General features: G+C 68.1%; 25 protein-coding genes. 11 read left to right on the top strand and 14 right to left on the bottom strand.

All coding sequences use genetic code 11. The features are described from left to right. Positions 1-42: 42 nt before the first annotated feature. Positions 43-255 carry a hypothetical protein gene (locus tag Q7P21_RS07680; protein ID WP_304166589.1) on the top strand — a complete coding sequence of 71 codons (213 nt, stop codon included), beginning with the start codon at positions 43-45 and terminating at the stop codon, positions 253-255. Between the two features lie 9 nt (positions 256-264). Here Q7P21_RS07680 and Q7P21_RS07675 read toward each other — a convergent pair whose 3' ends face one another. After that, positions 265-1,851, bottom strand: a complete 1,587-nt coding sequence (locus Q7P21_RS07675; protein ID WP_304166592.1) for a M10 family metallopeptidase — start codon at positions 1,849-1,851, stop codon at positions 265-267. 361 nt (positions 1,852-2,212) lie between these two features. Between Q7P21_RS07675 and Q7P21_RS07670 the strand changes: the two genes are divergently transcribed. After that, positions 2,213-2,425 carry a hypothetical protein gene (locus Q7P21_RS07670; RefSeq protein ID WP_304166595.1) on the top strand — a complete coding sequence of 71 codons (213 nt, stop codon included), beginning with the start codon at positions 2,213-2,215 and terminating at the stop codon, positions 2,423-2,425. 36 nt (positions 2,426-2,461) lie between these two features. Here the strand turns inward: Q7P21_RS07670 and Q7P21_RS07665 are convergent, their stop codons facing one another. From Q7P21_RS07665 to Q7P21_RS07655, 3 genes are all read right to left on the bottom strand, one after another. Further along, entirely contained in the window at positions 2,462-3,421 is a 960-nt protein-coding gene (locus tag Q7P21_RS07665) for a Gfo/Idh/MocA family protein (protein WP_304166598.1), read from the bottom strand. A gap of 12 nt (positions 3,422-3,433) precedes the next feature. Beyond that, positions 3,434-4,057, bottom strand: a complete 624-nt coding sequence (locus Q7P21_RS07660; RefSeq protein ID WP_304166601.1) for a class I SAM-dependent methyltransferase — start codon at positions 4,055-4,057, stop codon at positions 3,434-3,436. Between the two features lie 74 nt (positions 4,058-4,131). Next, entirely contained in the window at positions 4,132-5,718 is a 1,587-nt protein-coding gene (locus tag Q7P21_RS07655) for a DHA2 family efflux MFS transporter permease subunit (RefSeq protein WP_304176492.1), read from the bottom strand. Between the two features lie 61 nt (positions 5,719-5,779). Between Q7P21_RS07655 and Q7P21_RS07650 the strand changes: the two genes are divergently transcribed. The 3 genes from Q7P21_RS07650 to Q7P21_RS07640 are packed head-to-tail and all read left to right on the top strand — an operon-like array spanning position 5,780 to position 7,988. Next, positions 5,780-6,403 carry a TetR/AcrR family transcriptional regulator gene (locus tag Q7P21_RS07650; protein WP_304166607.1) on the top strand — a complete coding sequence of 208 codons (624 nt, stop codon included), beginning with the start codon at positions 5,780-5,782 and terminating at the stop codon, positions 6,401-6,403. A 5-nt stretch (positions 6,404-6,408) separates the two neighbouring features. Beyond that, complete coding sequence (locus Q7P21_RS07645) at positions 6,409-6,870, top strand: PaaI family thioesterase (protein ID WP_304166609.1); 462 nt, start codon at positions 6,409-6,411, stop codon at positions 6,868-6,870. Beyond that, entirely contained in the window at positions 6,867-7,988 is a 1,122-nt protein-coding gene (locus tag Q7P21_RS07640; protein ID WP_304176490.1) for an HlyD family secretion protein, read from the top strand. The genes Q7P21_RS07645 and Q7P21_RS07640 overlap by 4 nt, the downstream gene beginning before the upstream one ends. Here Q7P21_RS07640 and Q7P21_RS07635 read toward each other — a convergent pair whose 3' ends face one another. The 3 genes from Q7P21_RS07635 to Q7P21_RS07625 form a co-directional block, all read right to left on the bottom strand. Beyond that, the gene (locus Q7P21_RS07635; protein WP_304166616.1) at positions 7,989-9,098 is read right to left on the bottom strand and encodes a response regulator; all 1,110 of its coding nucleotides are present in this window, start codon (positions 9,096-9,098) and stop codon (positions 7,989-7,991) included. It lies immediately after the preceding gene. A 169-nt stretch (positions 9,099-9,267) separates the two neighbouring features. Next, positions 9,268-11,769: a TonB-dependent receptor gene (locus Q7P21_RS07630; protein WP_304176488.1), complete on the bottom strand. Its 2,502-nt coding sequence runs from the start codon at positions 11,767-11,769 to the stop codon at positions 9,268-9,270. Positions 11,770-12,205: 436 nt separating this feature from the next. Further along, on the bottom strand, positions 12,206-14,968 hold the full coding sequence (locus tag Q7P21_RS07625) for a TonB-dependent receptor (RefSeq protein WP_304166621.1): 2,763 nt from the start codon (positions 14,966-14,968) through the stop codon (positions 12,206-12,208). 403 nt (positions 14,969-15,371) lie between these two features. Between Q7P21_RS07625 and queC the strand changes: the two genes are divergently transcribed. From queC to Q7P21_RS07610, 3 genes are read left to right on the top strand one after another with little or no spacing between them, the layout of a single operon-like run. Further along, complete coding sequence (gene queC, locus Q7P21_RS07620) at positions 15,372-16,118, top strand: 7-cyano-7-deazaguanine synthase QueC (RefSeq protein WP_304166624.1); 747 nt, start codon at positions 15,372-15,374, stop codon at positions 16,116-16,118. Further along, positions 16,115-16,747 (top strand): 7-carboxy-7-deazaguanine synthase, encoded by a 633-nt coding sequence (gene queE / locus Q7P21_RS07615; RefSeq protein ID WP_304166627.1) that lies wholly within the window; start codon positions 16,115-16,117, stop codon positions 16,745-16,747. The genes queC and queE overlap by 4 nt, the downstream gene beginning before the upstream one ends. A gap of 40 nt (positions 16,748-16,787) precedes the next feature. Next, entirely contained in the window at positions 16,788-17,165 is a 378-nt protein-coding gene (locus tag Q7P21_RS07610; protein WP_304166630.1) for a 6-carboxytetrahydropterin synthase, read from the top strand. Here Q7P21_RS07610 and Q7P21_RS07605 read toward each other — a convergent pair. From Q7P21_RS07605 to Q7P21_RS07580, 6 genes are all read right to left on the bottom strand, one after another. Then, positions 17,162-17,386, bottom strand: a complete 225-nt coding sequence (locus Q7P21_RS07605; protein WP_304166632.1) for a hypothetical protein — start codon at positions 17,384-17,386, stop codon at positions 17,162-17,164. The two genes, Q7P21_RS07610 and Q7P21_RS07605, sit on opposite strands and share 4 nt — an antisense overlap. Positions 17,387-17,458: 72 nt before the next feature. Beyond that, entirely contained in the window at positions 17,459-17,965 is a 507-nt protein-coding gene (locus tag Q7P21_RS07600) for a response regulator (protein ID WP_304166635.1), read from the bottom strand. A gap of 167 nt (positions 17,966-18,132) precedes the next feature. Further along, the gene (aroC, locus tag Q7P21_RS07595; RefSeq protein WP_304166638.1) at positions 18,133-19,254 is read right to left on the bottom strand and encodes a chorismate synthase; all 1,122 of its coding nucleotides are present in this window, start codon (positions 19,252-19,254) and stop codon (positions 18,133-18,135) included. A 47-nt stretch (positions 19,255-19,301) separates the two neighbouring features. Continuing rightward, the gene (locus tag Q7P21_RS07590) at positions 19,302-20,018 is read right to left on the bottom strand and encodes a J domain-containing protein (RefSeq protein WP_304176485.1); all 717 of its coding nucleotides are present in this window, start codon (positions 20,016-20,018) and stop codon (positions 19,302-19,304) included. 60 nt (positions 20,019-20,078) lie between these two features. Next, on the bottom strand, positions 20,079-21,698 hold the full coding sequence (locus tag Q7P21_RS07585; protein ID WP_304176483.1) for an NAD(P)/FAD-dependent oxidoreductase: 1,620 nt from the start codon (positions 21,696-21,698) through the stop codon (positions 20,079-20,081). Positions 21,699-21,852: 154 nt separating this feature from the next. Next, complete coding sequence (locus Q7P21_RS07580; protein ID WP_304172020.1) at positions 21,853-22,188, bottom strand: hypothetical protein; 336 nt, start codon at positions 22,186-22,188, stop codon at positions 21,853-21,855. A 180-nt stretch (positions 22,189-22,368) separates the two neighbouring features. Here Q7P21_RS07580 and pdxH point away from each other — a divergent pair, with 180 nt between their 5' ends. From pdxH to Q7P21_RS07565, 3 genes are all read left to right on the top strand, one after another. Next, the gene (gene pdxH / locus Q7P21_RS07575; protein ID WP_304172018.1) at positions 22,369-23,031 is read left to right on the top strand and encodes a pyridoxamine 5'-phosphate oxidase; all 663 of its coding nucleotides are present in this window, start codon (positions 22,369-22,371) and stop codon (positions 23,029-23,031) included. Then, a complete protein-coding gene (locus Q7P21_RS07570; RefSeq protein WP_304176482.1) occupies positions 23,028-24,551 on the top strand; it encodes a bifunctional aminoglycoside phosphotransferase/ATP-binding protein in 1,524 nt (507 codons plus the stop codon). Before pdxH ends, Q7P21_RS07570 begins: the two co-directional genes overlap by 4 nt. A gap of 72 nt (positions 24,552-24,623) precedes the next feature. Then, entirely contained in the window at positions 24,624-25,166 is a 543-nt protein-coding gene (locus tag Q7P21_RS07565) for a thioredoxin family protein (RefSeq protein WP_304172014.1), read from the top strand. Between the two features lie 362 nt (positions 25,167-25,528). On the opposite strand, the gene Q7P21_RS07560 is transcribed toward Q7P21_RS07565, so the two are convergent. Further along, positions 25,529-26,248: hypothetical protein (locus Q7P21_RS07560; protein ID WP_304176480.1), on the bottom strand; the 720-nt coding region annotated here is incomplete at its 5' end.

The raw sequence follows: 26,248 nt of genomic DNA, 5'->3' as shown, positions 1-26,248 counted from the left end.
TCCTTGCGGCGCAACCCCCGAACCCCAGGGGAGCGCTTCAAAATGGAACTCGCGGCCGATCACGATTTCGCCCTCAGCATCCAGCCCTCCGGCCAAGGGGACTGGCGCGCGGACATCGTCACCGCCGAGGGCGTGAAGCTGCCGCTGGGGCTGTTCCCGACCGCCGATGACGCCCATGCGGTCGCCAGCCGCGCGGCCGCCCTGTCGGCCCAGGTCATCGCCGCCCTGAAGCGCTCGCGGGATCGCTGGGTCTAGGACGACGCCCTAGCCTACGGTGATCCAGCCGTCGGCGAGGCCGGAGAGGCTCACCCCCACCAGGATCATCTGGGCCCCGCCGGTCATCGAGATCACCACATCGGCGCCGGACTGGGCCACGGTGTAGGTCGTGCCGGGATCGAGGATCACCCGGTCGCCCTCGGCGCGGTTGAAGTCGATCACCCGGTCGATCCCGGCGTCGCCGAAGCTGCGGAAGCTGTCGGCTCCGCTGCCGCCAGAGATCGTGTCATTGCCCCGGTCTCCGTAGAGCAGGTCATCGCCGGCCCCACCCGAGACGCTGTCATCGCCCTGGCCGCCGCGCACCCAGTCGGCGCCGTCGCCGCCGCTGATCGTGTCATTGCCCAGATTGCCATAGACGATGTCGTCGCCGGCATCGCCGTAGAGGACGTCGTTGTCCTTGCCGCCGACCACCCAGTCGCCGCCATTGCCGCCATATTCGGTGTCATTGCCGGTATTGCCGTTGAGGTCGTCGAAATCGTCGCCGCCCAACAGGGTGTCATTGCCGGCCCCGCCGCGCAGATAGTCCTGGCCGCCATTGCCCTCCAGGACATTGTCGACGTCGTTGCCCATCACCGTGTCGTTGCCGGACCCGGCTTTGACGTTCTCGATCACCGTGCCGTAGGCCAGGCCCAGATTGTTGGACCAGGTGTAGATCTTGGGGTCGGCGAACACTTGGGCGATGGAGGCCGCCATGTCCGGATGCAGGTCGGTCCAGTACTTGGCCTGATCGGCCGCCGACCAATAGGCGGTCGAGGAATAGGACCCGGGCGTCAGGTCGATCATCGAGCCCCGGGTGTGGGCCGTCAGGTCGAAGGTGTCGATCCCGCCGGCGTCATAGAAGGTGCGCATCACCGGGTCGGAGATGATGGTGTAGGTGGTGTCGTCGGCGTTGGTGGTGGTGTCGGCGCCATAGCGCGCCTGCAGGGCGGCGATGTCGAAGACCATCGGGGTGTAGGGGTTCACATAGCGCTGAACCAGGCTGTCGACGCCGTTCACCTTCTCGATGTCGACCCAGACCCCGTCCTTGTAGTCGGTATAGGACATCACCGTGTAGCGGGTGGTGTCGTAGTCGGTGGGCAGGGTGATGTCGCCTTCGAAGGGGTGCTTCAGCCCCAGCGCATGGCCGATCTCGTGCAGCAGCGTCATATATTCGAAGGTGCGGTCGACGAAGTTCAACGACTTCATGTCGGCGTCCAGCCAGACATCGCCATTCCACGGGCCGCCGGTTCCGCCATTCAGCGGCGGCGCATAGGCGTAGGCGCCGGTGTCGGGGTTGTTGGTGTAGTCATTGACGTCGGTGAAGGCGACGCGGATCTGGCCGGGATTGGAGACGTCGTTGGTCTCCAGCAGGCGGATGTTCACCACCCGGTCCCACAGGGCCATGGCCATCCGGATGCGGTCGGCCTGGTCGGAGGTCGCCACCCCATAGTCGGCGTTTTCCGGTTCGTCGCCCGGGTCATAACCGGGCCACAGGCTGCCCGTGGTCGGAATGGAATAGGTGACGGTCCCTCCGGACCAGAAGCGGTCAGGATAGAGCAGGGCCCCCTGAATCTGATCGAGCGTCGGTGCGGTCACAAGGTCCCCCCAGGACAGCGGCGCCGTGTGGCCCGCGATTCTCCTCAACCTTGGATGACCGCGCGGGATAGTTGCAAGTCCAACCCATGCGAAGTTCGCGATTGGGCGAAATTAGATCGCGCGCGGTCGCTGTGGAGGCGCCGTGCGGGCGATCGCCGGGACGGCGAAAGGCTTCGCTTGCCCGGCGAGGAAGGTCCGTTCAGACGCCTTGCTGCGGCGCAGAGGGCGCCCGCAATCGCATCATCCACAATCCCTTGTCGTTAACCGCTGCGGTTGTCATTGCATTGCAGCATTCTTCAGTCATAAACCCCTGTCACGCGGCCCCGGTCGGGCGTCGATGTGATGTATGGAGTTTGCCGCCATGATCATGACTTCCCTTCGCGTGTTCCCCAGCCTGTTCGTCGGCCGCCGCTCGCTGGTCGACGCCGTCGTGATCGACATGACCGGTGAGGACCCCTCGCGCACCGCCTTCACCTGCGGCGCCTGCGGCGAACCGATCCTGGCCGCCGACGGCCCGGAAGCCATGCGCGACGTCGTCGTGAAGTGCCGCTGCGGCGAGTACAACCAACTCTGATCTGGCAGCTCTGATCCGGCCAAGCCTGGCGGCGGCTCAGCGCCCCGCCGCTGCATAGAGCGCGTCGATCGCCGCCATATTGGCGATCGCATCCGCCCCGCCAGTGAGCGGCGTCACGCCGTCGCGCAGCACCTCACGCACATGGGCCAGCTGGGCCTGGTAGGTGGTCGGCCCGTCGGTCGGATGGGCCGTGGTCTCGCCGTCGATCGTGGTGGTGAACCGACAGCCCATCTGGGGCGCCAGGAAATTGAGGATCTCCAGCCGGCCCGCCTCGCCCTCCAGCACCACGCTGGCGCCGGGCGCGTCCGGGGTCATGGAGCAGGACAGTTCCGCCACCGCCCCGCCCGGGAAGGCCAGGCGCCCGCTGAGCTCCGAATCCACCCCGTCCACGAAGGTCGCTTCGGCCTGCGTCACCACCGGCTCCTCGCCGATCAGGGTGCGCAGGATGTGCAGCGGATAGCAGCCGAGGTCCATCAGGGCCCCGCCGCCCTGGTCGGCCCGCCAGCGCAGGTCGTCGAGGTCGCGCGGGATCGAGACCTGGAACAGGGCGCGAGCGCGGGTGATCTTGCCCAGCATCCCGGACCGGACCAGGGCCTCGGCCCGGCGGGTGACATTGTGGAACCGGTAGTGGAAGGCCTCGATCAGCGGCAGGCCCGCCGTGGCGGCCGCCTCGACCATGGCCCGCGCCTCGGCGGCGTCGCGGGCGAAGGGCTTTTCGCACAGCACCGGCTTGCCGGCCTTGAGCGCGGCGATGGTCCAGGCGGCGTGGCCGGCAGGAGGCAGGCCGTTATAGATCAGGTCGACGTCGTCGCGGGCGATCAGGGCCTCGTAGTCGGCTGACACGTGGGGGATGTCGTGGGCAAGGGCGTAGCTCTGGGCGCGGTCCGGGTCGCGGGCGGCGACGGCGGTGACCGCGAAGGCGGGGTGCTCCGCCACGGGCCCGATGACGGCGGTGACAGCGATGCGCGAGGCGCCCAGTAGGCCGATGCGGATCATGATCTTGGCTCCTCAGGCGGCCAGGGCCGCGCCCCATTCATTCCAGCCTGCGATCCGGGGCGTGTTCGGCACGTAGAGGGTCTCCAGCCAGTCCAGCCTGAACCCGGCCTCGCCGATCGCTGCAGCCACCGGCCGGGTCAGGTGACAGCCGCCGGCCATCCGCTTCCAGATCGGCTCGATCCGCCTCTGCCACTTGGCGACGTCGGGGTCGGGGGCCAGGCCGTGCTCGCAGAACAGCAGCCGCCCGCCAGGCTTCAGCACCCGGCGCGCCTCGGCCAGGGCCGCCGCCGGTCGGTGCACAGAGCACAGGGTGAAGGTGCAGACCACGGTGTCGAAGGCCTGGTCCGCGAAAGGCATGTCCTCGGCCACTCCGTCGGCGACCTCCACCTTCAGGCCCTGAGGGCGTGGGGCGGCCATGGCGATGGCGCGCAGCTCCGGGGCGGGGTCGACGCCGAACACCGAATCCACCTTGCCGGGATCGTAATAGGCGAGGTTCAGGCCCATGCCGATGCCCAGCTCCAGCACCTTGCCGGCGGCGCGCGGCACGACCTTGGCCCGCTGCTTCATCATCGGCGGGGAGGAGCAGGCGCACTTCAAGAGCCCGGGCAGGACGAAGCGTTCGTAGAGCGATGGCATGCGTGTGTTCCCCCCGGACTTTGCGCCAGCTTACGCGCCGCCCAGTCTGCCGCCAGGGCTAAAGCGCCGGCGGCTCAATGTTCCGAGGGCGGCGGGGCGTTGGTCGGCGCCGGACGGCAGAAGGGCACGATCAGCAGGGCCGCCAGGAAGGCCCAGGCCATCAGCCGATAGGTGTCGGCGAAGGCCAGGGTCGTGGCTTCCCGCCCGACGATGCGGGCCATCTGGCTCTGGGCGAGAGACAGGGCGTAGCCGGCGTCGGGCGTGAACTGGCGGGCATAGGCGGTGAGGCCCGAGACCACGGCCTGGCCCGTGGCGGCGTGCTCGCCCATCTGGGCGCCCAGGCTGGCGGCGTGCATGCGGCCGAAATCCTGCAGCCAGGTATTGACCACCGCGATGCCGATCGCCCCGCCCAGATTGCGCATCAGATTGAACAGGCCCGAGGCGTAGCGCAGTTCTGACGGGGCGACCCCGTTGAGCGCCATGCCGACCGCCGGCACGATGCACAGCAGGATCGCGAAGCCGCGCACCGCCTGGGGCGCGAACAGCTCCCAGAACCCCCATTGCGGGGTGATGGTCGAGAACATCCAAAGGCCGAGCGCGAACAGGCTGAACCCGACCCCGATCACATAGCGGCCGTCGACCCGGGTGGAGAGCCTGGCGGCGATCGGGGCGGCGAAGGCCATGGTCAGGCCGGTGACGAACACCGTGCCGCCGATCTGCAGGCTGGAGAAGCCCCGCACCCGCCCCAGGAACACCGGGGTCAGATAGGTGGCGGAATAGAGCCCGAAGCCGATCACCAGGTTCAGCACACAGGCCATGGCGAAGGTTGGTCGCCGGAAGGGCGTCAGCTTGAGGACCGGCATGGTCGAGAAGAAGCTGCGCTCGAAGAACACGACGCCGCCCACGAAGGATAGCCAGGCGGCGCTGGCCACCCCGATATCATTGAACCACTCGTGCCGGGGGCCTTCCTCCAGCATGTATTGCAGCCCGCCCAGGAACACCGCCAGAGAGCCGACATGCAGCCAGTCGATGCGCTTGAGCATCTGGGGCTGGGCCTCGTCCACCTTGCCCAGCAGCGGCAGGATGATGGTGATGGCCAGGCCCGGGATCAGGTTGATGAAGAACAGCCAGCGCCAGTCGGCGACGTCGGTGATCCAGCCGCCGACGCTGGGACCGAGGGTCGGAGCCAGGGTTGAGGTGATCCCCAGGATCGCGGGGACCATGGCCCGCTTAGGCCCCTCGAACATGGCGAAGCCGGTGGCGAACACCGTCGGCACCATGGCCCCGCCGACGAAACCCTGCAGGGCGCGGAAGGCGATCATCGAATTGATGTCCCAGGCCATGCCGCACATCAGGCTGGACAGGGTGAACAGCCCGGCCGAGGCGGTGAACAGCCAGCGCGTCGAGATCGCCTGGGACAGGAAGGCGGCCAGCGGGATCATCACGATCTCGGCCATCAGATAGGCGGTCTGCACCCAGGCGATCTCGTCGGGGCCCGCCGACAGGCCCGCCTGGATCGAGCCCAGCGACCCGGCGACGATCTGGATGTCCAGCAGGGCCATGAACTGACCAAAGGCCATCATGGCGAAGATCATCATCTTCAGCCGCTCGGGCAAGGCGGCCGGATTGACCGGGGCGGCAGTGGCGGATGTGTCGGACATGGTCGGCCTTGCGCCTCGCGGATCATAGTATTATGTCCATCATATAAAGCGGGATGCGACGATGCGCTATAGCCAGACGCACAAGGAAGAGACCCGGAAGAAGCTGCTGGACGCTGCGGCCGCCGCCGTGAGGATCCAGGGACCGGATCGGGTCGCCGTGGCCGAGGTCATGGCCCAGGCCGGCCTGACCCACGGCGGCTTCTACGCCCACTTCAAATCCAAGGACGAGATGGTGGGGGCCGCGATCGGCCACGCCTTTGACCGCAGCCGCCGGCGCTTCCAGCGCCTGGGCGAGGGCCGTTCTGACACCGACTATCTTTCCGCCTTCGTGGACAACTATGTCTCGGCCGCCCATCGCGACGCGCCCGAGCGTGGGTGTCCCATCGCCACCCTGTCGAACGACCTCCCCAGACAGGGCGAGCCCGCGCGCGCCGCCTTCGACGCCGGCGTGAAATCCCTGATCTCCTCCATATCGGGCCGTCTGACCGTGGGGGCTGCGGGCGACCGCGACGCCCTCGCGGGCTCGCTGGTGGCGGAAATGGCCGGCGCCGTCGCGCTGGCGCGCGCGGTCTCCGATCGAGAGTTTTCCGACCGTCTGCTGTCCGATGCCCGCGCGCGGGTGAAGGCGCGGATGGGCCTGACCGACGTATCTTCTCCGTCCGACATTCCTCCCCAGAAGGCCTGACCCAAGTGACGACCGAGACCCTGATCCAGGACACCCAAGCGCCCAACGGCCTCGAGCAGTTGCGCGCCATCTTCCAGGACCCCAGCCGCCCCCCGTCCGGCATGGGCAAGACCATGGGCTTCGACCATGTGGAGATCGAGGAGGGCCGCGTGGTGTTCGGCGCGACCCCGCATGAGGGGGTCTATAATCCCATCGGCACGGTGCACGGCGGCTTCGCGGCCACCTTGCTGGACTCCTGCGTCGGTTGCGCGGTGCATTCCAAGCTGAAGCCCGGCCAGGGCTATACGACCCTGGAGTTGAAGGTCGCCTATCACCGGGCCCTGACCTCGACGACCGGCCCGATCCGCGCCGAGGGCAAGGTGATCTCCATGGGCCGCCGCGCCGCCTTCGCCGAGGGCCGGCTGACCGATCTGGAGGGGCGGCTCTACGCCACCGCCACCAGCACCCTGCTGGTGTTCGAGCGATGAGCGCCGCCACCCTCGATAGCGCGCCGCCACAGGTCGGGCAGGTCACCACCCGCCGTCGGCCGTCCCGCCGCGCGTTGCTGGTGCTGGGCGTCGCCGTGGTGATTGCGACCCTCGGCGTGGTCTGGCTGCGCGCCCCCAAGGCCTCGGTGACCACCGAGAACGCCTATCTCAAGACCGACCGCACGGAGGTCGCGCCCCGGGTGAAGGGCCAGATCGCCCAGGTGCTGGTGGTCGACAACCAGCAGGTCGTGGCCGGACAGCCGCTGATCCGCCTGGACCCCTCCGAATACGCCGCCCGCCTGGCCTCAGCGCAGGGTGACCTGGCCCTGGCGCGGGCCCAGGTGGCCTCGGCCCAGGCCGCCCTGTCGCGGCTGGGCGCGGAGCAGCATCTGGCGGCCGCCTCGACCCGCCAGGCCGAGACCGACATCCGCGCCGCCGACGCCCAGTCCGACCGCGCCCAGGCCGACTGGACGCGTTTCCAGGCCCTGGTCGGCGACGGCACGGTGGCGCGCCGCGACGCCGAGCGTGTGCATGCCGATGCTTTGAGCGCCTCGGCCACGGCGGCGAAGACCCGCGCCGCCCTGGATGTCAGCCGCGATCAGGCCACGGTCACCGACCATCGCCGGGGCGAACTGATGGCCGCCATAGACGCCGCCCGGGCCGCTGAAGCCAAGGCCCAGGCCGCCGTCGATCTCGCCCGCCAAGACGCTGATCACGCGGTGATCCGCGCGCCCATCGCCGGCGTCGTCGGAGACCGCCAGGCCAATCCGGGCGACTTCGTCCAACCCGGCGCCCGGCTCATGACCCTGATCCCGATGGAGACCCTGCACGTCACCGCCAACTTCAAGGAGACCCAGACCGACCGCATGCTGCAGGGCCAGGCGGCGATCGTGCGGGTTGACGCCCTGCCGGGCGTGAAGCTGAAGGCCCATGTGCAGAGCTTCGCCCCGGGCTCGGGCTCGGAGTTCGCCCTGCTGCCCTTCGAGCCGGGCACGGGCAACTTCACCAAGATCGTGCAACGGGTGCCGGTGCGGCTGACCTTCGACCCCGGTCAGGCCGATGTGGCGAAGCTCAGGTCCGGCCTGTCGGCCAAGGTGACCGTGCGGCTCCGGGACTGATCAGGCGGCGGCCGACTGGGCCCCGCCGCCCAGGTTCTCCTGCAGGGCGCGCAGCAGGTTCTCGGGTTTCATCGGCTTTTCCACGACGCCGTTCATGCCCGCCGACAGATAGCCTGCGGCGTCCTCGGGATCGGCGTTGGCGGTGAGCGCGATGATCGGCACACGGCCGGCATGGCCGGCGAACTGGCGAATCTCGCGGGTGGCGGTGACCCCGTCCATCCGCGGCATCTTGATATCCATCAGGATCAGGTCGAAGCGCCCGCTCTTGGCGACCTCGACCGCCTCGACGCCGTCGACAGCGCTTTCCGAGGTGCAGTCGAACATCTCGCAGAGCGTCTCGGCCACCATGCGGTTGGTGGCGTTGTCATCGACCACCAGGATGTGGGCGCTGCGGCCATCCTCGCCGCCGGCCGTGCCGTTGTCGGCGGGAGTCTCCAGCACGCAGGCGGCCTGGAAGTCGAACACCAGGGTCTCGCCGCCGCCCCGATTGTCATCGGCGCGGATATGACCGCCCAGGGCGGTCAGTATGGTGCGGCCAAGCGCCGAGGCCAGGGCGATCTCCAGGCCGAACAGGGCCTCGATCTCACGAATGTCGAGGGCGCGGGCGCCCAGATTGCGATCGCCGCCGCCACGGACGCGGCCTTCGATGCGCATCACGTCGCCATCCTGGGCCGCCTTCAGAGTGGCTTCCACGGCGCCGCGACGGACGCCGGCCAGGGCCTGGGCGATCAGGCCGTCAAAGGCCTGGATGGTGCGCGGGGCGTCGATCAGGGCCGAGGCTTCGGGATCGCCGTCATAGGCGACCAGCAGGGTGACGCCCGAGGCGCGGGCGCGGGCGCCCCAACGCGCTTCCAGGTCATCGACCAGGTCTCGCAGCCGGTGCGGGGCTAGGTTGAGCTCTATGCCGGTGGCGGCCGCATTCCTCAGATCCATGCTCGAGGCGACGATCTGGCGGACATTGACGCAGGCCTCGATGACGCCGGCCACGCAGGACTGCGCGTCGGCGCCCAGGGGCTGGCGGGCCAGACGCTCGGCGAGCGCTAGCACGCCCTCCATCTGCTGATGGATTTCACTGGTGACGCGCTCGAAAAAGAACTCTTGCGACGGCATGTACGGGCGAACGCCTTGAACGACTTCTACCCAGAATGCGCAGAAGCGCTTGCAGAGACGTTAAATTCCCCAGCGACGGCGCCTGAACGGCCCAAGTTCTGACGCGGGCAAGAAAAAGGGCGGCGGAATGGTCCGCCGCCCTGCAAGTTCCGGGGAGGAAACCCGGGGTCTAGAAGCGGTACTGCAGCTCGACGCCGAAGGTGCGCGGCTGGATCAGGCCGCGATTGATCGCGACGCCGGTCTGCTGGAGGTAGGCCTTGCCGCCCACGACCAGGCCGGGGTTCGGGTTGGCGAACACCGCCGTCGGGTTGGTCGAACCCGTGGAGGTGTAGCCCTGCTCGTCGAAGGCGTTCTTCACGTAGCCGATGACCGAGTACTTCTCGTCGGCGTCCTTCCACAGCACCCGGAAGTCGGCGGTCCCATAGGCCGGGACCTCGAAGGCCGGATCCTTGAAGGGCTGGTAGATGGTCTTGTCGGTCCAGGTGTAGGTGGCCGACAGGATCAGCGAGCCCGGCGTGAAGTCGAAGGTGTAGTTGCCGTTGAAGGCGAACTTGTTCTCCGGCGACTGGAAGAGTTGCGAGCCCTTCAGGTCCTGGAACACCAGCAGCACGCCGTTGGTGACGGCCGTGCCGCCCTTCGGCTTGGCCGAGGAGAGCAGGGCCGACGGATCGGCCGGGTCATAGAAGCAGCAGCCGCGGGTGATCTCGGTGTTGAGATAGCCGTAGGAGGCGATGAACTGCAGCGGCTGGATCGGCTGCCATTGGGCCTCAAGCTCGAGGCCATAGGCGTGGGCGTCGACATTGACGAAGTTGTTCGCCGAGGTCGTGCCCGCCGCGTTCAGCTGTTGCAGGTTCAGCTGCAGGTTCTTGTAGTCGTTGTAGAACAGCGAGCTGTTCAGGATCAGGCGGCGCGCGATGGTCTTCTTCATGCCCAGCTCGAAGGCGTCGACGCCTTCCTGCTTGGCTTCCGGCTGCGGCGCCAGGGTGCCGAGCAGGAACCCACCCGACTTATAGCCGCGGCTGTACTTGCCGTAGAACAGCGTGTCGTGGTCCGGGGTCCAGTCGACGTCCAGGGTGCCGGTGACGGCGTCCCAGCTGCCGGACATGCTGCGGAAGTTCTGAACGCCCGCCGTGGCAGGGTCCATGTCGCTGGAGACGTCGAAGGCGAAGAAGCCAGAGGCCACCGACGGCGACAGCAGGATCAGCCGTTGGGACTCGTAGCCGTCCTTCTGGTCCTTGGTGTAGCGCAGGCCGCCGGTCACCGACCAGGCGTCGTTGAACTTGTAGGTCGCCTGACCGAAGACCGCATAGGCCTTGCTGGTCAGCCGGGCGTTCTGGTCGACGAAGTCCCGCGACGGATTGGCGGCGGCGAGCGCCCCGGTCAGGGTCAGGGGCTGGGCCAGCTGGGTCTGCTGCGGATCGGCCAGCTGGATCTGCTGGGCGTACTCTTCATGGTACTGATAGAGCCCGACAATCCAGGTCAGCGGGCCATCGGCCTTCGAGCTCAGATTGATCTCGTTCGAGTAGTAGCGCTTGTGTTCGTTGAAGTCGGTGGTCTGGTCCGGATAGTAGGGGACCGCCATGCCGGGGATCGCGATCGCGGCGGTGCGGCTCGTGCCGTCATAGTCGCCGCCGGTCTGGTAGTTGTACTGCTGGAACCCGCCGATGTACTTCAGGTCCGCCCAGCCGAGATCATAGGTGACCTGGGCCGTCAGCAGGTGGTTGCCGCGCAGCTGACCATAGCCGTTGGTGTTGGTGTTCATCTTGTAGGGGTCGGTCACGCCGGGGTTGGCGGTCGCATACCCATATTGCGGGTTCGGCAGCAGGCCGCCGATCGGCTGGAACACGCGGGTCGTGTCATAGGGCGTGATGGTGTTGGACAGACGGTCGCCCACGCCGGTGGTGTCGTCCCAGCCGGTCCGCGAATAGCGCAGCCACGCCGTGGCGTTGTCGCCCAGCTCGGCTTCGGCCTGGAATTCGAAATAGGTGCGCTTGATGGTGCCGCCGTCATTGGCGGTCCCGACGTTCTTGATGAAGCCTTCGCGCTGTTCGTCCTGGCTGCCGCCGATCTTGAAGCGCAGGTGCTCCGCCACCGGGATCGAGACGACGCCCTCGACCTTGGAGTGGTCGAAATTGCCGTAGCTCGCGCGGATCTCGCCGCCGAACTCGTGGGCCGGGTGCTTGGAGATGGTGTTCACCGCGCCGCCCATGGCGTTACGGCCATAGAGCGTGCCCTGCGGACCGCGCAGGATCTCGGTGCGTTCCACGAACAGCGGGGTCTTGAACAGCTCAGACGACGAGGCCGAATAGAAGCCGTCCGAATAGGTCGCCACGCCCGGGTCGTTGCCGACATAGAAGGTGTTGCGGCCGGCGCCCCGCAGCGAGATGCGGTCGGTGCCCGAATAATTCATGCCCGGCGTGAAGTTCACGAAGTCCTGGATGTTGGTCATGCCGACCACATCGCGTTGGCTGGACGTGAAGGCCGACACGGCGACCGGAACGTCCTGCAGGGCCTGTTCGCGCTTTTCAGCGGTGACGACCAGTTCTTCGATGGTGAAGTCGCCCGGGGCCGTCGCCTGGGCGAAGGCGGGGGCGGACATGGCGGAGATTGCGAGAGTGGAAACCCCGACGGCGAGCGCAGAGCGCAGCCGCAGGCTGTTGAATGACGTCATAAATCCTCCCAAGGCGCAGGAGGGTGTTGGTTCACCCTGCCCATGCCCGCGTGATGCGCGTGTTGATGAGGCTCGGACGCGGGGAGGCGTCCGAACGTCGCGGAACCTCGTGTCCGCCTGCGCACCCGTCAATTGTGATGGGCGATTAGTTATCGTGAATCATATTCGCTTACGCTGTATTGTGGCTCAAATACCGCGCTTTCAAATCGGCTGTACAAAACCGAGCGTCGTTCTTTGACCCGTTTGTGAATCAATGGTGAAGGCCGGGCTGTGGCCAAGCTTTCCAAACCCATGACTCAAATAATGGCCGAGCGTCGCGATTCGAGCTGTTCGAGGAGTGCGAGCCGGGCTGGGCGCATCCGACGAGGCGCAAAAGAAAAAAGGGGCGCGCCGAGTTCCGGCGCGCCCCTTCCGTGGGTCGAAATCTAGGTCGGACCTAGAAGAACTTGTAGTGCAGTTCCATCCCGTAGGTCCGGGGCGGGGTCAGGCCGTAGTTGCGGGCGCCGTTCGGGACATTGCCGTTGCGGTTAGATGCGGCCACGGCGGCGTCATAGCCCTCGGTGTCGCCGACGTTCTTGACGTAGGCGATGAGGGTGTACTTGCCGCTGGTCGGCGCCCAGGATGCACGCAGGTCGACCTGATCCCAGGTCGGGGCTTCATTCCAGGTCTGGGTGAAGATGTTGGCGTAGGTCTTGTCACGCCACACATAGTTGCCGCCGACCGTCAGGGTGCCGGCGTCCAGGAAGAACGAGTAGTTGGCGTTCAGGCCGAACTTGTTGCGCGGCGCTTGCGGCAGCTTGTTGCCCTTCACGCTGACGGCGCCCGGGGTGACGTTGTCATTCACGTCGACATAGAGGCCGCTCTTGGTGATCTCGGTGTCGTTGAACGAGTAGTCGGCCATGAACCGCAGCGCCTGGGTCGGCTGCCAGATGGCGTCGAGTTCCAGACCCCGCGAGCGCGATTCCGGGACGTTGATGAACTGGGTGACAGTCGTCGCCCCGATCCGCACCGACACGGGCGCCTGCAGGTCCTTGTAGCTGTAGTTGAACAGCGCCGCGTTGACCTGGAGGCTGCGGCCGAAGTTCTTCTTCAGACCAAGTTCGATCGAATCGACGAACTCGGAAGCCGCTTCAGGCTCGTTGAGGCCGCTGCCGGCCGACAGACCAAAGGCCTTGTAGCCGCGGCTATAGCGGCCATAGACCATGGTTCCGGCCATCGGGTCCCACTGCAGACCCAGCGTACCCGTCCAGGCGTCGGACTTGTCGCCCAGGTGGCGGACCATGTTCCCGGTGGTGGGGTCGATGGTGTACTGGGTGCAGACCGTGCCCTTGCAGACCACGGGATCGGTGACGCCCTTGGCGCCGGCCGCAGTCGTGGTGGGCGCGAGGGCCGTGGTCAGGTCGAAGGCGCCGTTGCCGAGGCCGCCGAGCGGAGCCAGGGCGTTGCCCAGGCCGAAGGCCTTGCCGACCGCGGGAAGCGCGCCGAGGTTGCCCAGCAGGCTACCCCAGTTGGCGGCAGTGCCAGGACCGAAGCCGTTGAGACCCAGGGCCGCGTAGAGGCCCGGCATGCAGACGTCCGAGAAGCAGACGACCCGCTTGTCTTCAACGCCATACTTCTTGTCCTGGGTGTAACGCAGGCCGGCGGTGAACTTCAGGGTGTCGGTGGCCTGCCAGTCGATCTGACCGAAGGCGGCGCGGCTCTCGGTGACCAGGCTATATTCCGAGATCGAGAAGGCGCCCGTGGGGTTCTTGGCGGCGCCGAGGACCGGGGTCAGCATCTGGGTCTGGGCGGCGTTGTAGCCGTCCAGGGTGTTCGTCGCCGAATAGGTGTCGTGGTAATAATAGAGACCGGCGATCCACTGCAGCGGCCCGTCCGTGGTCGACGAGAAGTCGATTTCGTGGCTGTACCACTTGGGCTTCTCGAAATAGTCGTAGGTATCGACGCCCTGAACCGTCAACGGGCTACAGTCGACGGTGGAGACCCCGAAGCTGAACAGCGTGTGGACGCTGCCGCAAGCCGAGCCAGTGGCCAGCGGGATCTGGTACGACTTGACGTTGGAGTTATCCAGATCACCCGTCGTGTCATAGGTGTAGTTCTGCAGGCCCGTCACATACTTCACGTCAAAGGTCGGGAAGTGATAGGCGAAGTTGAAGGTCAGCAGATGGACGTCGGTGAGGCCCACATGGATCGGGGTATTGGTGTTGATCTTGTGGGAATCGGCCATGGCCGGATTGGTGGTCGTCGTGCCGCCGTTGAACTGCTGGAGGCTGCCGGGAACGATGCCACCGGCGCCGGTCGCGGTGGAGTAGCCGTGGACCGGGTTGTAGACGACCGAGAAGTTCGGGTCCGTCAGGCCGGTTTCGTAGGCGTCGCCCAGATAGCCTGAGCGGGCGCCGGGGCCGCCGCGGTTATCCCAGTTCAGCACGCCGTACTTCAACCACGCCTCGGCATGTTCGCCGAGCTTGGCCTCGAGTTGCAGCTCGACGGAATACTCGTTCCGCTTCGAACCCTCCGTCGGCATGTTGGCGTTGACGTTGGTGTAGTAGCCGTCGCGCTGGTCGAGCTTGTAGCCCGACAGGCGGAACTTCAGATTGTCGGTGATCGGCCCGGAAACGTAGGCCTGGAGGTTGGTGAAGCCGTAGTTTTCGGCGATCGCGCGGACTTCGGCGGTCATGCTCTCGGTCGGGCGGGCCGAGACGATGTTCACGGTGCCGCCGATGGAGTTGCGGCCGTACAGCGTGCCCTGCGGCCCGCGCAGCACTTCGACCCGGTCGATGAACAGCGGCGGCGCGCCGGCGAACACGGTCGAGGTCGTGTAGAGGCCGTCGATATAGATGGCGACGGCGCCGTCGACGGCATGGATGTTGGTCAGGCGGCCGACGCCGCGGATGCTGGCGCGGTCATTCACCGACGAATAGACGAAGCCCGGCGTGAAGTTGGTCAGGTCCTGGACGGAGTTGATCCCGACCAGGTCGCGGGTCTTGCTGGTGAAGGCGGAAATGGCGACCGGAACGTCCTGGAGGCTCTGTTCCCGCTTTTCGGCGGTGACCACCAATTCCTCGATCATGGTCGTTTCAGGCGCCGAAGCTGCAGTGGCGGCGGCGGCGGCGAAGGCCGGCGCGGAGACTGCGGAAAGGGCGAAGGCCGAAGCGCCGACGGCCAGCGCGGCGCGCAGGCGGCGACTATTGGATAGCGTCATGATTCCTCCCAAAGGGCTCTGAGGTGTTGGCCACCCCTTGGACGCCCAGGTGATCTTCTGTGCAGTAGAACCCGGGCGCGGGGAGGCGCTCGAGCGGTTGGGAAACTCCCGTTCGCTGACGCCGGCGTCAATTGTGATGGTCGATAACTGATCCGGAATCAGTCACGCCACATGGTGAATGTGGCTCAAATGGCGCGCTTTAGAACGCGACGTACAAAAACGAGCGCCGTTCTTTGACGGCTTTGCATCCTTTACGCTGGGGAAGAGATTCGCGGCTGTCGCGGGTCTTGGGGGGAGCGCCGACCGCAAGCCGGGAGCCGTACTGTTCCTGGTCGGCGGAAGGCCGCCGCCCGCGTCATTCCACGGGCTTTCGAAAACCCTGCGCAAGTTGCATATGGGGGCGATGAGCTCCCCCTCCCGCGCCCCCTCCCGCGCCCTTGTGCTGTTTTCAGGCGGCCAGGACTCCAGCGTCTGTCTGGCCTGGGCCCTTGATCGCTATGATCACGTTGAGACCGTCGGCTTCGACTACGGCCAGCGTCACGCTGTCGAGCTGGCCCAGCGGTCCGTGGTCCGCGACCGGATCCTCGCGGAATTCCCGCTGTGGGCCGATCGCCTGGGCGAGGACCACATGCTGGACCTCACTGGCTTCGGCGCTGTGGGCGACACCGCCATGACCGCCGACCGCGCCTTCGAGATCACCGAGAAGGGGCTGCCCAACACCTTCGTGCCTGGCCGCAACCTGGTGTTCCTGACCTATGCTGCGGCGCTCGCCGACCGGCGCAAGGCCCGGTTCCTGGTGGGCGGCATGTGCGAGACCGACTTCTCAGGCTATCCCGACTGCCGGCGCGACAGCCTCGACGCCCTGCAGACCGCGCTCAACATGGGCATGGCCCAGGACTTCGTCATCGAGACGCCGCTGATGTGGCTGACAAAGGCTGAGACCTGGGGCCTGGCCAAGCGGCTGGGCGGCGAGCCGCTGGTCGAGCTGATCCTCGAGCACAGCCACACCTGCTATCGCGGCGAGCGCGGCGAGCGTCACCCCTGGGGCCATGGCTGCGGGACCTGCCCGGCCTGCGAGCTGCGGGCCCGGGGCTGGGACCAGTGGGCGCAGGCGGGCCGCCAGGTCCTGGCCGCCGAGGCCGCGTCGTGAGCTACGCCGTCAAGGAGATCTTCCTGACCCTCCAGGGCGAGGGCGGCCAGGCGGGTCGGCCGGCGGTGTTCTGCCGCTTCGCGGGCTGCAATCTGTGGTCCGGCCGCGAGGAGGACCGCGCCGCCGCGGTCTGCAATTTCTGCGACACCGATTTCGTCGGTCTGGACGGACCGGGGGGCGGACGCTTCGCCACGGCCGAGATCCTGGCCGACGCCGTGGCCGCCAAGTGGGAGGGCGGCGATGAGGGGCGGCTGGTGGTCTGCACCGGCGGCGAGCCCCTGTTGCAGCTCGACACGACCCTGATCGCAGCCTTCCACGCCCGGGGCTTCTCCATCGCGTTGGAGACCAACGGGACACTGGCCGCGCCCGACGGTGTCGACTGGATCTGCGTCAGCCCCAAGGCCCAGGCGCCGGTCGTCCAGACCCGGGGCCAGGAGCTGAAGCTGGTCTTTCCCCAGAAGGGTGTCGATCCGACCCGCTTCGAGGCGATGGATTTCGAGCGCTTCCTGCTGCAGCCCATGGACGGTCCGCACCGCGTCGAGAACACGCAGGCGGCGATCGCCTATTGCCTCACGCACCCTCGCTGGCGTTTAAGCGTGCAAACCCACAAGTACCTCGGCATCCCCTAGTCGCCCGCAAGCGTCTGGGCCGCCTCAAGCCCTCCCCGGAATGACCCAGCCCGAATTCGAGATCACCCAGGCCGCGACCTTCGACGCGGCCCACTTCCTGCCCGACGGCGGCCCTAAGGGCAGCCCCTATACCCGCATGCATGGGCATTCGTTCCGCGTGGAGGCGACCGTGCGCGGCCGCGCCAAGCCGCCGGTCGGCTGGGTCGAGGACCTGGCCGCCCTGGAGGGCGCGCTGAAGGCCGTGGCCGCCGGCCTGGACCATGGGGTCCTGAACGAGGCCGCCGGGCTGGAGAGCCCGACCCTGGAGAACATCTGTCTCTATTTCGCCGACAAGCTGAAGCCGCGCTTCCCGGGTCTGTGCCGGATCGCCATCTCGCGGCCGACCATCGGCGAGAGCTGCGCGCTCAATTTGGCTTAGCGCCGGGCCTCGTCCTTCTTGTGGTCGTGGGGCAGGACGGCGCCGACCGCCATGCCGGCGCCCTTGGCGGTCATGCCCACGGCCTTGCCGGTGATACCGATGGCCGTGCCGGCGACCACGCCCACCGCGGTCGCGATGCAGCCGGACTGGCTGAGACCCAGGCCCAGGATCAGGACCAGGCCGCCGATCTTGCCAGGGACGGTCTTGCGCAGAGGGGACATGGTCAGGCTCCTTCGGGAACCTTCGATTAACCCTGAAAGATCACCAAAAGGCGCCCTTCGCCCGGGGTGGCTCTAAACGCCGGTCAGGCGCTTGAGCTCGTCGCCGGCGCGACGCCAGGGGCCAGGGTGGGCCGGATCGGCGCGGCGGCGGCGATCGGGACCGAAATAGTCGTCGGTGCGGATGAAGGGGCGCGGATGGTCGATCACCAGCTGCAGCCGCTCCAGCACGCCGCGCGCGGTGATCGGCTTGGCCAGGAATTCGTTGACCCCGGCGTTGCGCGCCTCCCAGATCCGCTTCACGGTCAGGTGCCCGGTGATCATGATCACGGGCAGCATCGGATTGGGGCTGTCGGGGGCGTTGCGCAGCAGCCGCACGAAGTCGATGCCGTCCAGGGGCGACATGGCCAGGTCCGTCATGACGATGTCGACAGGCTGGGTGCGCAGGGTCTGCAGGGCCTCGGCGCCGTCGCCGGCCTCGAAGACATGGGTGATCCCGACGGCCCTCAGAATCTCGGTCAACAGCACCCGCATGTGGTGGTTGTCATCGACCAGCAGGATCTTGAGGGCTTCGAGTTTCACGTTCGTCAGAGGGTCTCTTGAAACCGCCCGCAGGGGCGCGCCGACGACCTCACGCGATCAACCTGAGCCATCCACGGAGTGGGGCTCATTACCGGCGCGCGACAAAGGGCGTCAACTCAAATGAACGCAGCGCCTCGACCCCCGATCCAGGCGGCTCGCGCCCGGACCTAGCGGCGCGGACCGCCGCCCGGGGCGAAGGCGCCGCCGCCGGTCTGGGCGCGGTGGCGCAGGAAGGCGTCGGCCAGTACGCAGGCGGTCATGGCCTCGACCACCGGCACGGCGCGGATGCCGACACAGGGGTCGTGGCGGCCCTTGGTGCGCAGCTCGATCTCCTCGCCCGCCTCGTTCAGGCTGCGGCGCGGAGACAGGATCGACGAGGTCGGCTTGAAGGCCACCCGCGCCACCACCGGCTGGCCGGTGGAGATGCCGCCCAGCACGCCGCCGGCCGCGTTGGACAGGAACAGCGGCCCCTCATCGCCGGCCCGCATCTCGTCGGCGTTGTCCTCGCCGGAGAAGGCGGCGGCGGCGAAGCCGGCCCCGATCTCCACGCCCTTGGAGGCGTTGATCGACATCAGGGCTGCGGCCAGTTCGGCGTCGAGCTTGCCATAGATCGGCGCGCCCCAGCCCGGCGGCACGCCCAGCGCCTCGACCTCGACGATGGCGCCGGTCGAGGAGCCGGCCTTGCGGACCTTCTCCAGATGGTCTTCCCACACCGCGACGGTGGCGGCGTCCGGGCACCAGAACGGGTTCTTAGCGGTCTGGTCCCAGTCGAAGCGCGCGCGGTCGATGGCGTGGGGACCGATCTGGGTGACGCAGGCGCGGATCGTCACCCCGTCCAGCACCTTGCGCGCCACGGCGCCGGCCGCCACCCGCGCGGCGGTCTCCCGCGCCGAGGCCCGTCCGCCGCCGCGATAGTCGCGCACGCCGTACTTGGCGAAATAGGCATAGTCGGCATGGCCCGGCCGGAAGGCCTGGGCGATCTCGCCATAGTCGCGGCTGCGCTGGTCGACATTCTCAATCAGCATGGAGATCGGCGTGCCGGTGGTGACCTGGCCGCCGGTGCGATCGTCCTCGAACACTCCGGACAGGATCTTCACCGCGTCCGGCTCCTGGCGCTGGGTGACGAACTTGCCCTGGCCGGGGCGGCGCTGGTCGAGCCAGACCTGCACGTCTTCCGCCGTCAGCTTGAGGCCGGGCGGGCAGCCATCGACCACGCAGCCCAGGGCCGGCCCATGGCTCTCGCCCCAGGTGGTGACACGAAACAGGTGACCGAAGCTGTTGTGCGACATGGCGGGGCTTTTAGCGGGAGCGGGCCTGCGCGCCTAGCCCGTCGGCGTCAGGCGGCCCAGGCGGCGGCGAAGCGGCGCAACAGGGTGCGGGCGGCGGAGTGGGCCTCGCCGATGCGGGGCGTCAGGCGCAGGAACAGGTGGCCCTCGCGGCGCTTGCCCCGGGCGGGCAGGCCCTCGCCGACCAGCCGGACCAGGCCGCGTTCGCCGGCCTTCTTGGTGATCCAGACCTCGCGGCGGCCCAGCGGCGTCTCGACCGCGATCCGGCCCCCCTCGGCCAGCAGGCGCTGATCGACCGGCACGGTCACCCAGACATCGTCGCCGCGCACCAGCAGGTCGCCATCGCCGCGCACCGCCACGGTCAGCTCGATCTCACCGGCCCGCACCAGATCGCCAGCCCTCAGACCGGCCGGCAGGGTCAGTCGGATGCGACGGCCATCGGGAAGCACGTGATCGGACTGCCCGCCTCCGAAGGCCACCAGGGGCGAGATGGCCAGGGTCAGGGAGCCCTGCGAGAGCGGCCGGGCCGCAACCGGCGGCTGGATGATGCGATGTTCGGCCTTGGCCCGCTCGACGGCGGCGGCCTGCAGCAGGCGGAAGGCCTCGACGACTTCGCGGAACCGCTCGGCGTCGCCGCCCTTGCGGTCGGGATGGGCGCGCTTGGCGGCCTCGCGGAAGGCGCGGCGCAGCTCGGTCGTGGTGTGGAACGCCGAGAGGCGCAAAACCTCCCGCGCCCGCTTGATGCCCATGCCGCCCGACGAACTCATCCGGCCATCTTGGCCGGCGGGGCGTCAATGCCGCGTTAAGCCTGTTGGCAGGCGGCGGCCTCAGCCCCCGACGATCGCCTTGGCCACGGCCTCGGCCACCTTGATGCCGTCGACCGCCGCCGAGAGGATGCCGCCGGCATAGCCCGCGCCTTCGCCGGCCGGGTATAGGCCGGCGGTGTTCAGGCTTTGCAGATCCTTGCCCCGGGTGATGCGGACGGGGGAGGAGGTGCGGGTCTCCACCCCGGTCAGCACGGCGTCGTCGGCGTCGAAGCCGGGGATCTGGCGGGCGAACACCGGCAACGCCTCACGGATGGCGGCGATGGCGAAGTCCGGCAGGCAGGTCGACAGATCGGTCGGCGTCACCCCCGGACGATAGGAGGGGATCACCTCGCCGAGGCTGGTCGAGGCGCGGCCGGCCAGGAAATCCCCGACCCGCTGGCCCGGCGCCGCATAGGTCCCGCCGCCGGCCTTGAAGGCCTGTTCCTCCCAGTGCCGTTGCAGGGCGACGCCGGCCAGGGGGCCGCCGGGATAGTCCTTCTCCGGCGTGATCCCGACCACGATGCCGGCATTGGCGTTCCGCTCGTTGCGGGAATACTGGCTCATGCCGTTGGTGACCACGCGGCCCGGCTCGGAGGCGGCAGCCACCACCGTGCCGCCCGGGCACATGCAGAAGCTATAGGCCGTGCGGCCATTGGCGGCGTGGTGCGACAGGCTGTAGGCGGCGGCGCCCAGGTCCGGGTGGCCGGCGTTGGTCCCGTAGCGCGCGCGGTCGACCCAGGACTGCGGATGCTCGATGCGGAAGCCGATCGAGAACGGCTTGGCCTCCATGAACACCCCGGCCGCCAGCATCTGGGCGAAGGTGTCGCGGGCGCTGTGGCCGACCGCCAGCACGACCTGGTCCGCCGCGATCTCCGACCCGTCCTGCAGCACCACGCCGCGCACCCGGCGCGAGCCGTCGGCGGCGGTGTCGACCAGCAGGTCCTCGACCCGGCTCTGGAACCGGTACTCGCCGCCCAGCGCCTCGACCTTGGCGCGCATGGATTCGACCATGGTCACCAGGCGGAAGGTGCCGATGTGGGGATGGGCTTCGGTCAGGATCTCCGGCGGCGCCCCGGCCAGGACGAACTCGGTCAGCACCTTGCGGCCCAGATGCCGGGGGTCCTTGATTTGGCTATAGAGCTTGCCGTCCGAGAAGGTGCCGGCCCCTCCCTCGCCGAACTGCACATTGGATTCGGGGTTCAACTCGCCGCGCCGCCACAGGCCCCAGGTGTCCCTGGTCCGCTCCCGCACCAGCTTGCCGCGGTCGAGAATGATGGGGCGAAAGCCCATCTCGGCCAGGATCAGCCCGGCGAACAGGCCGCACGGCCCGGCGCCGATGACGATGGGGCGGGTGGTGAGGTTGGACGGGGCGTGGGCGACGGGCTTGTAGCCCGTATCCGGCGCCGGCAGGACGCGGAGGTCGCCGGCCAGGCGGGCCAGCACCTCGGCCTCATCTGTGACGGTGGCGTCCACCGAATAGACCGTCAGGATCGCCGCCTTGCGCCGCGCGTCATGGGCGCGGCGGACGATCTCGAAACCGGCCAGATCGGCGGGGGCGACGCCCAGCCGCTCCAGCACCGCAGCCTCGAGGTCCTGAGGCGCGTGGTCGAGCGGCAGCTTGAGTTCGGTCAGTCGCAGCATGGCCGGGCCTATGTAGCGGCTCGCCGGGTGAAGGAAAGGCCTCTAGCGCGGGCCCGCGACCATCAGGCCGATCAGCAGGCCGAGGCCGAAGCTGGAGGCGACCAGGGTCAGGGCGAAACGCCCGAGCGGCAGGGCGACGATGGCGCGCATCATCCTAGCGGACCGCCCGGCGCAGATAGTCGTCGGCCTCGGGCGTCAGGGCCCAGCGCAGGGAGCGATCGCCGAACGGGCGGTGGACCAGGGGGGCGAGGCCCCGGGCGCGCAGGGCCTGGCAATGGACGTCGAAGGCGGTGATCAGCTCGGCCTTCAGGCCCGGGGAGGCGGCCTGGCCGGTGCGCTGGCGGGCGACCCGATCGATCACGGCGTCCCGATGCGCCGCGCCGGCCAGGGCCAGCAGGGCGTCGACGATCTCGGCCATGCGGGCGTCGAGATCGGGGGACAATCGGGCCAGGCGGGCCGCGGCCATGTCTTCGTTGCGCACCACGTTCATAAGTCTGTGGTTATCCCGGTTGAGCTCTGCTGGCCCCGGGACCTAGGGTCGCAGGGGCAGGTTGATCCCTATCCCCGGAGGTTGTGGGAAGCCAGGGCCTCTAGGCCCAGTGTGGGGCAGAAAGGGGGCGAGATCAGATCGCCTCTGCCGTCCGCGTCCTGGCCGCGCTATAGGCGGGGCATGACCGACAAGCCCGCCATTCCCGCCTCCCCCAGCGAGGCGGACTATCTGAGCCATGTGGCCAATGCCGACCTGCCGGCGCTCTCCGGCGAGGATCCCTTCGCCCTGTTCGCCGAATGGCTGGCCGACGCCGTGGCCAAGGAGGTCAATGACGCCAACGGCATGGCTCTGGCCACCGTCGACGCCCACGGCCTGCCCGACCTGCGCATGGTGCTGTTGAAGGACGCCGGGCCCGAGGGCTTCGTGTTCTATTCCAACCTGGGCAGCGCCAAGGGCCAGCAGCTGGCGGCCAACCCGCAGGCGGCGCTGCTGTTCCACTGGAAATCCCTGCGCCGCCAGGTGCGGGTGCGGGGCGCGGTGACGCCGGTGACCGACGCCGAGGCCGACGCCTATTGGGCGACGAGGGCCAAGCCGGCCCAGCTGGGCGCCTGGGCCTCGGAGCAGTCGCGGCCGCTGCCCGACCGCCTGGCCTTCGAGAAGCGCATCGCCGAATACGGGTTGAAGTTCGGCCTCGGCAAGGCGCCCCGGCCGCCGCACTGGTCCGGCTGGCGGGTGGTCCCGCAGCACATCGAGTTCTGGCGCGACCGCGCCTTCCGCCTGCATGAACGCCTGGTCTTCGACCGCGCCGACGGGGGCTGGACCACCCAGCGGCTCTATCCTTGAGCGGAGCCGCCGCGCCGTCTGGCGAGGAGGCCGAGGTCGCCGCCTGGTTCGCCCAGCGGGCCGAGACCCCGGTGATCGAGACCGCCTGCGCGCGGGTCTATCTGGCCGGGGGGACCGCCTTCAAGGTCAAGCGCAGGGTCGACCTGGGCTATCTGGACTTCACCACCCTGGACCAGCGGCGCTGGGCGCTGGAGCGGGAGCTGGCCTTCAACCAGGCTACGGCCGGCGACATCTATCGCGGGGTGCGCCGGGTGACCCGCGCCGCCGATGGCCGGCTGGAGCTGGAGGGCTTCGGGGTCACGGTCGAATATGCGCTGGAGATGCGCCGGTTCGACGAGACCCGGGTGCTGTCGGCCTGCCCTGAGCGGGTGGACGCCGAACTGGCCGAGGCGCTCGGCCGCCGGGTCGCCCGCTTCCATGCGCAGGCGCCGGTGCGTCTGGAAGGCGGCGGGGCGGCCAATCTGAAATACACCATCGATTCGAACGCCCAGCTGCTGCGCGGCATGGCCGACCGGCTGGGCGCCGCCGAGGTCGAGGCGGTGATCGCCACGACCGAGGCCGAGTTCGACCGCTGCGCGCCCCTGCTGGAGGCGCGCCGGGCGGCGGGGTTCTCACGCCACTGCCACGGCGACCTGCACCTGGGCAATATCGTGCTGGAGGCGCAGGGCCCGGTGCTGTTCGACTGCATCGAGTTCAATGACGCCCTGTCGGAAATCGACGTGCTCTACGACATCGCCTTCCTGCTGATGGACCTGGATTTCCGGGGCAAGCGGGGGGCGGCGGCCCACATCCTCGCCGCCTATTTCGACGAGGCCGCGCGGGTCTGGGGCGAGGCCTTGCGGGCCGGCATGGCCTTGCTGCCGCTGATGCTGTCGGTGCGGGCCGTGGTCCGGGCCCATGTCTGCGGCAATTCCGGCAAGGACGCCGAGGCGCGCGCCTATCTGGCGGCGGCGGCGGCCCATCTGCGCCCCGACCCGCCGATGCTGGCGGCGGTGGGCGGACTGTCCGGCAGCGGCAAGACCAGCTTCGCCCGCGCCATCGCCCCCGCGCTCGGCGCCTCGCCCGGCGCCCTGGTCCTGCGCACCGACGAGATCCGCAAGCGGCTGCTGAAGGTGGGCCCCACGGCGCGCCTGCCGGCCAGCGTCTATTCGCCGGGCTTCTACGCCGAGGTCTATGACACGGTGATGGCCGACGCGCGGGCCCTGCTGGCGGCCGGCCGCGCGGTGGTTCTGGACGCCACCTTCATCCAGCCGGAGCTGCGCCAGCGGGTCGAAGCCCTGGCGGCCGAGGCCGGCGTCCCCTTCCATGCTGTCTGGCTGGACGCACCGGTAGAGGTGCTGGCCGCGCGGATCGAGCACCGCACCGGCGACGCCTCCGACGCCACGGTCGCCACCTTGAAGATGCAGCTGGATCGCGACGTCGGCGAGATCGCCTGGACCCATGTGGACGCCACCCGCCCGGTGGCCGAGGCGGCCGGCGCCTGGCTGGGAGCCTTTAGAAAACCCGACGCCCAGGCCTGAATTCCTGGGTTTCAATAGGAATTGGCGAGGCCTAGGGAAGGCTCAACCTGTCCTGTTTCCGGAGTTCTCCGCATGACCCCGCGCCCGGCCCTGATCGCCGCCCTGGCCGCCCTGACCCTCGGCGCCCTCAACCTCGGCGCCGCCGCCCAGGCCGGCGTCCCGGCCCCCAAGGTCAGCATCAGCGACTACGCCCAGCTGAAGACCCCGCTGCCCTATCCCTATGACGAGGCCGCCACGCCTGAGGCCACCGACGCCGCCGTCGCCAAGGCCAAGGCCCAGGCGAAGAAGTCCGGCAAGCTGCTGCTCATCGATCTCGGCGGCAACTGGTGCGGCGACTGCCGGGTGCTGGCCGGCACCCTGGACCTGCCGGAAATGCACAAGTTCGTCGACAAGCACTATGTCGAGGTGATCGTCGACGTCGGCCGGTTCAACAAGAACCTGCAGGTTCCGGCTCACTACGGCATCACCGAGCGCCTCGAGGGCGTGCCCAGCCTGCTGCTGGTCGACCCCAAGACCGACAAGCTGCTCAACGCCGGCAATGTCTCGCACCTGGCCGACGCGCGGCACATGACCCCGCAGAGCCTGGCCGACTACCTGGCGCAGTACGCCAAGTAGCGGTCGGCGCAGCCGCGAATTTGAGGCGGCTGTTGTAGGGGTATAGGCCGTCTCCCTCCAGATTCGCGATCTGGGGGTAAGGGGTTGGATTCACGATGGAATAGGCCTTGACGCGAGCATATGTTCGTGATTTGTTCTTGTCAAGTTGAAGCGAGTCCGGCGTCCTGATTCCCCCTCACTCGACCCTCCCTCCCAGAGGGGGTGAGGGCTAGGCGGTGCGCAGGGCGGGCTCCCTCGCCCCGCTTGCGCGGAGAGGGTTGGGGTGAGGGGAGGGCGGACTAACCGGCCTGCTGCCCTATATCCCTGCGTCGCTACGGGGGTCATCTCAAGGTCAAGGCGCGATGGGGAGCGTCGGCGCGCCCTCACCCCGCTCGGGGTTGGGCGGCGTGCTTCATGGGGAGGCCGCCTCGGTAATAGGGCGTCTTTGCGCGCGTCTGCTCAAGTTCTTCTTCGGACGGCTTCTCGCCCAAACCCGAAATGGCTCCGATCAGCTGCTGGCATAGCAGAGGAACCAGTTCATTCTGGTTTCGTAACTTCCTGATGGAATTCAGAATGCGAATTTTGGCGTCGGGTGTAATATCGATCTTGTAGTCAAGGGCGTTCAAATTGTAGGCCTCCTGAGTCTCCTCAAGGGCGCGATTGTTGATGAATTCGATGAAGTTGAAGACAAACGGCGCCTGCCGACGATAGGTGTCGGAGAAGTGCGATACCGTGCCTTCAGCTACTATAGAGCGCCAAGTTTCGGTGGGCCAAGGCCGCTCAAGCCCCGAATAGGTGCTGTCATGTTCGGTTCCACAATAGACCTTGGGACGCGGTGTCCAATGGGCCGGTGACGAGATGATCGCGGTGGTCAGTTCGGCGAGATAGGTCTCCCGGCAGTCCTGCTGACGGATGCGTTCTTCGCCGAAGACCGTGGCCTGGACGAGTTCGCGATGAATGGAGCTCTTGGCCTCCCGGACCTTCTCGGCCCAGTGCGCGGATTCGACCGCCTGCTCCAGCCCCAGGGCGATCAGGATGCCGCAGACGATGGTCCCGATCTCGATCAGGAACTCACGCCAATTGTGGGCGGCCTTCGGCTTGTG

Source organism: Phenylobacterium aquaticum (assembly GCF_947378715.1).
GTDB classification, from domain to species: domain Bacteria; phylum Pseudomonadota; class Alphaproteobacteria; order Caulobacterales; family Caulobacteraceae; genus Phenylobacterium; species Phenylobacterium aquaticum_A.
Note: the sequence above shows the minus strand (reverse complement) of the source record. Positions and strands in the feature narration are given on the sequence as shown.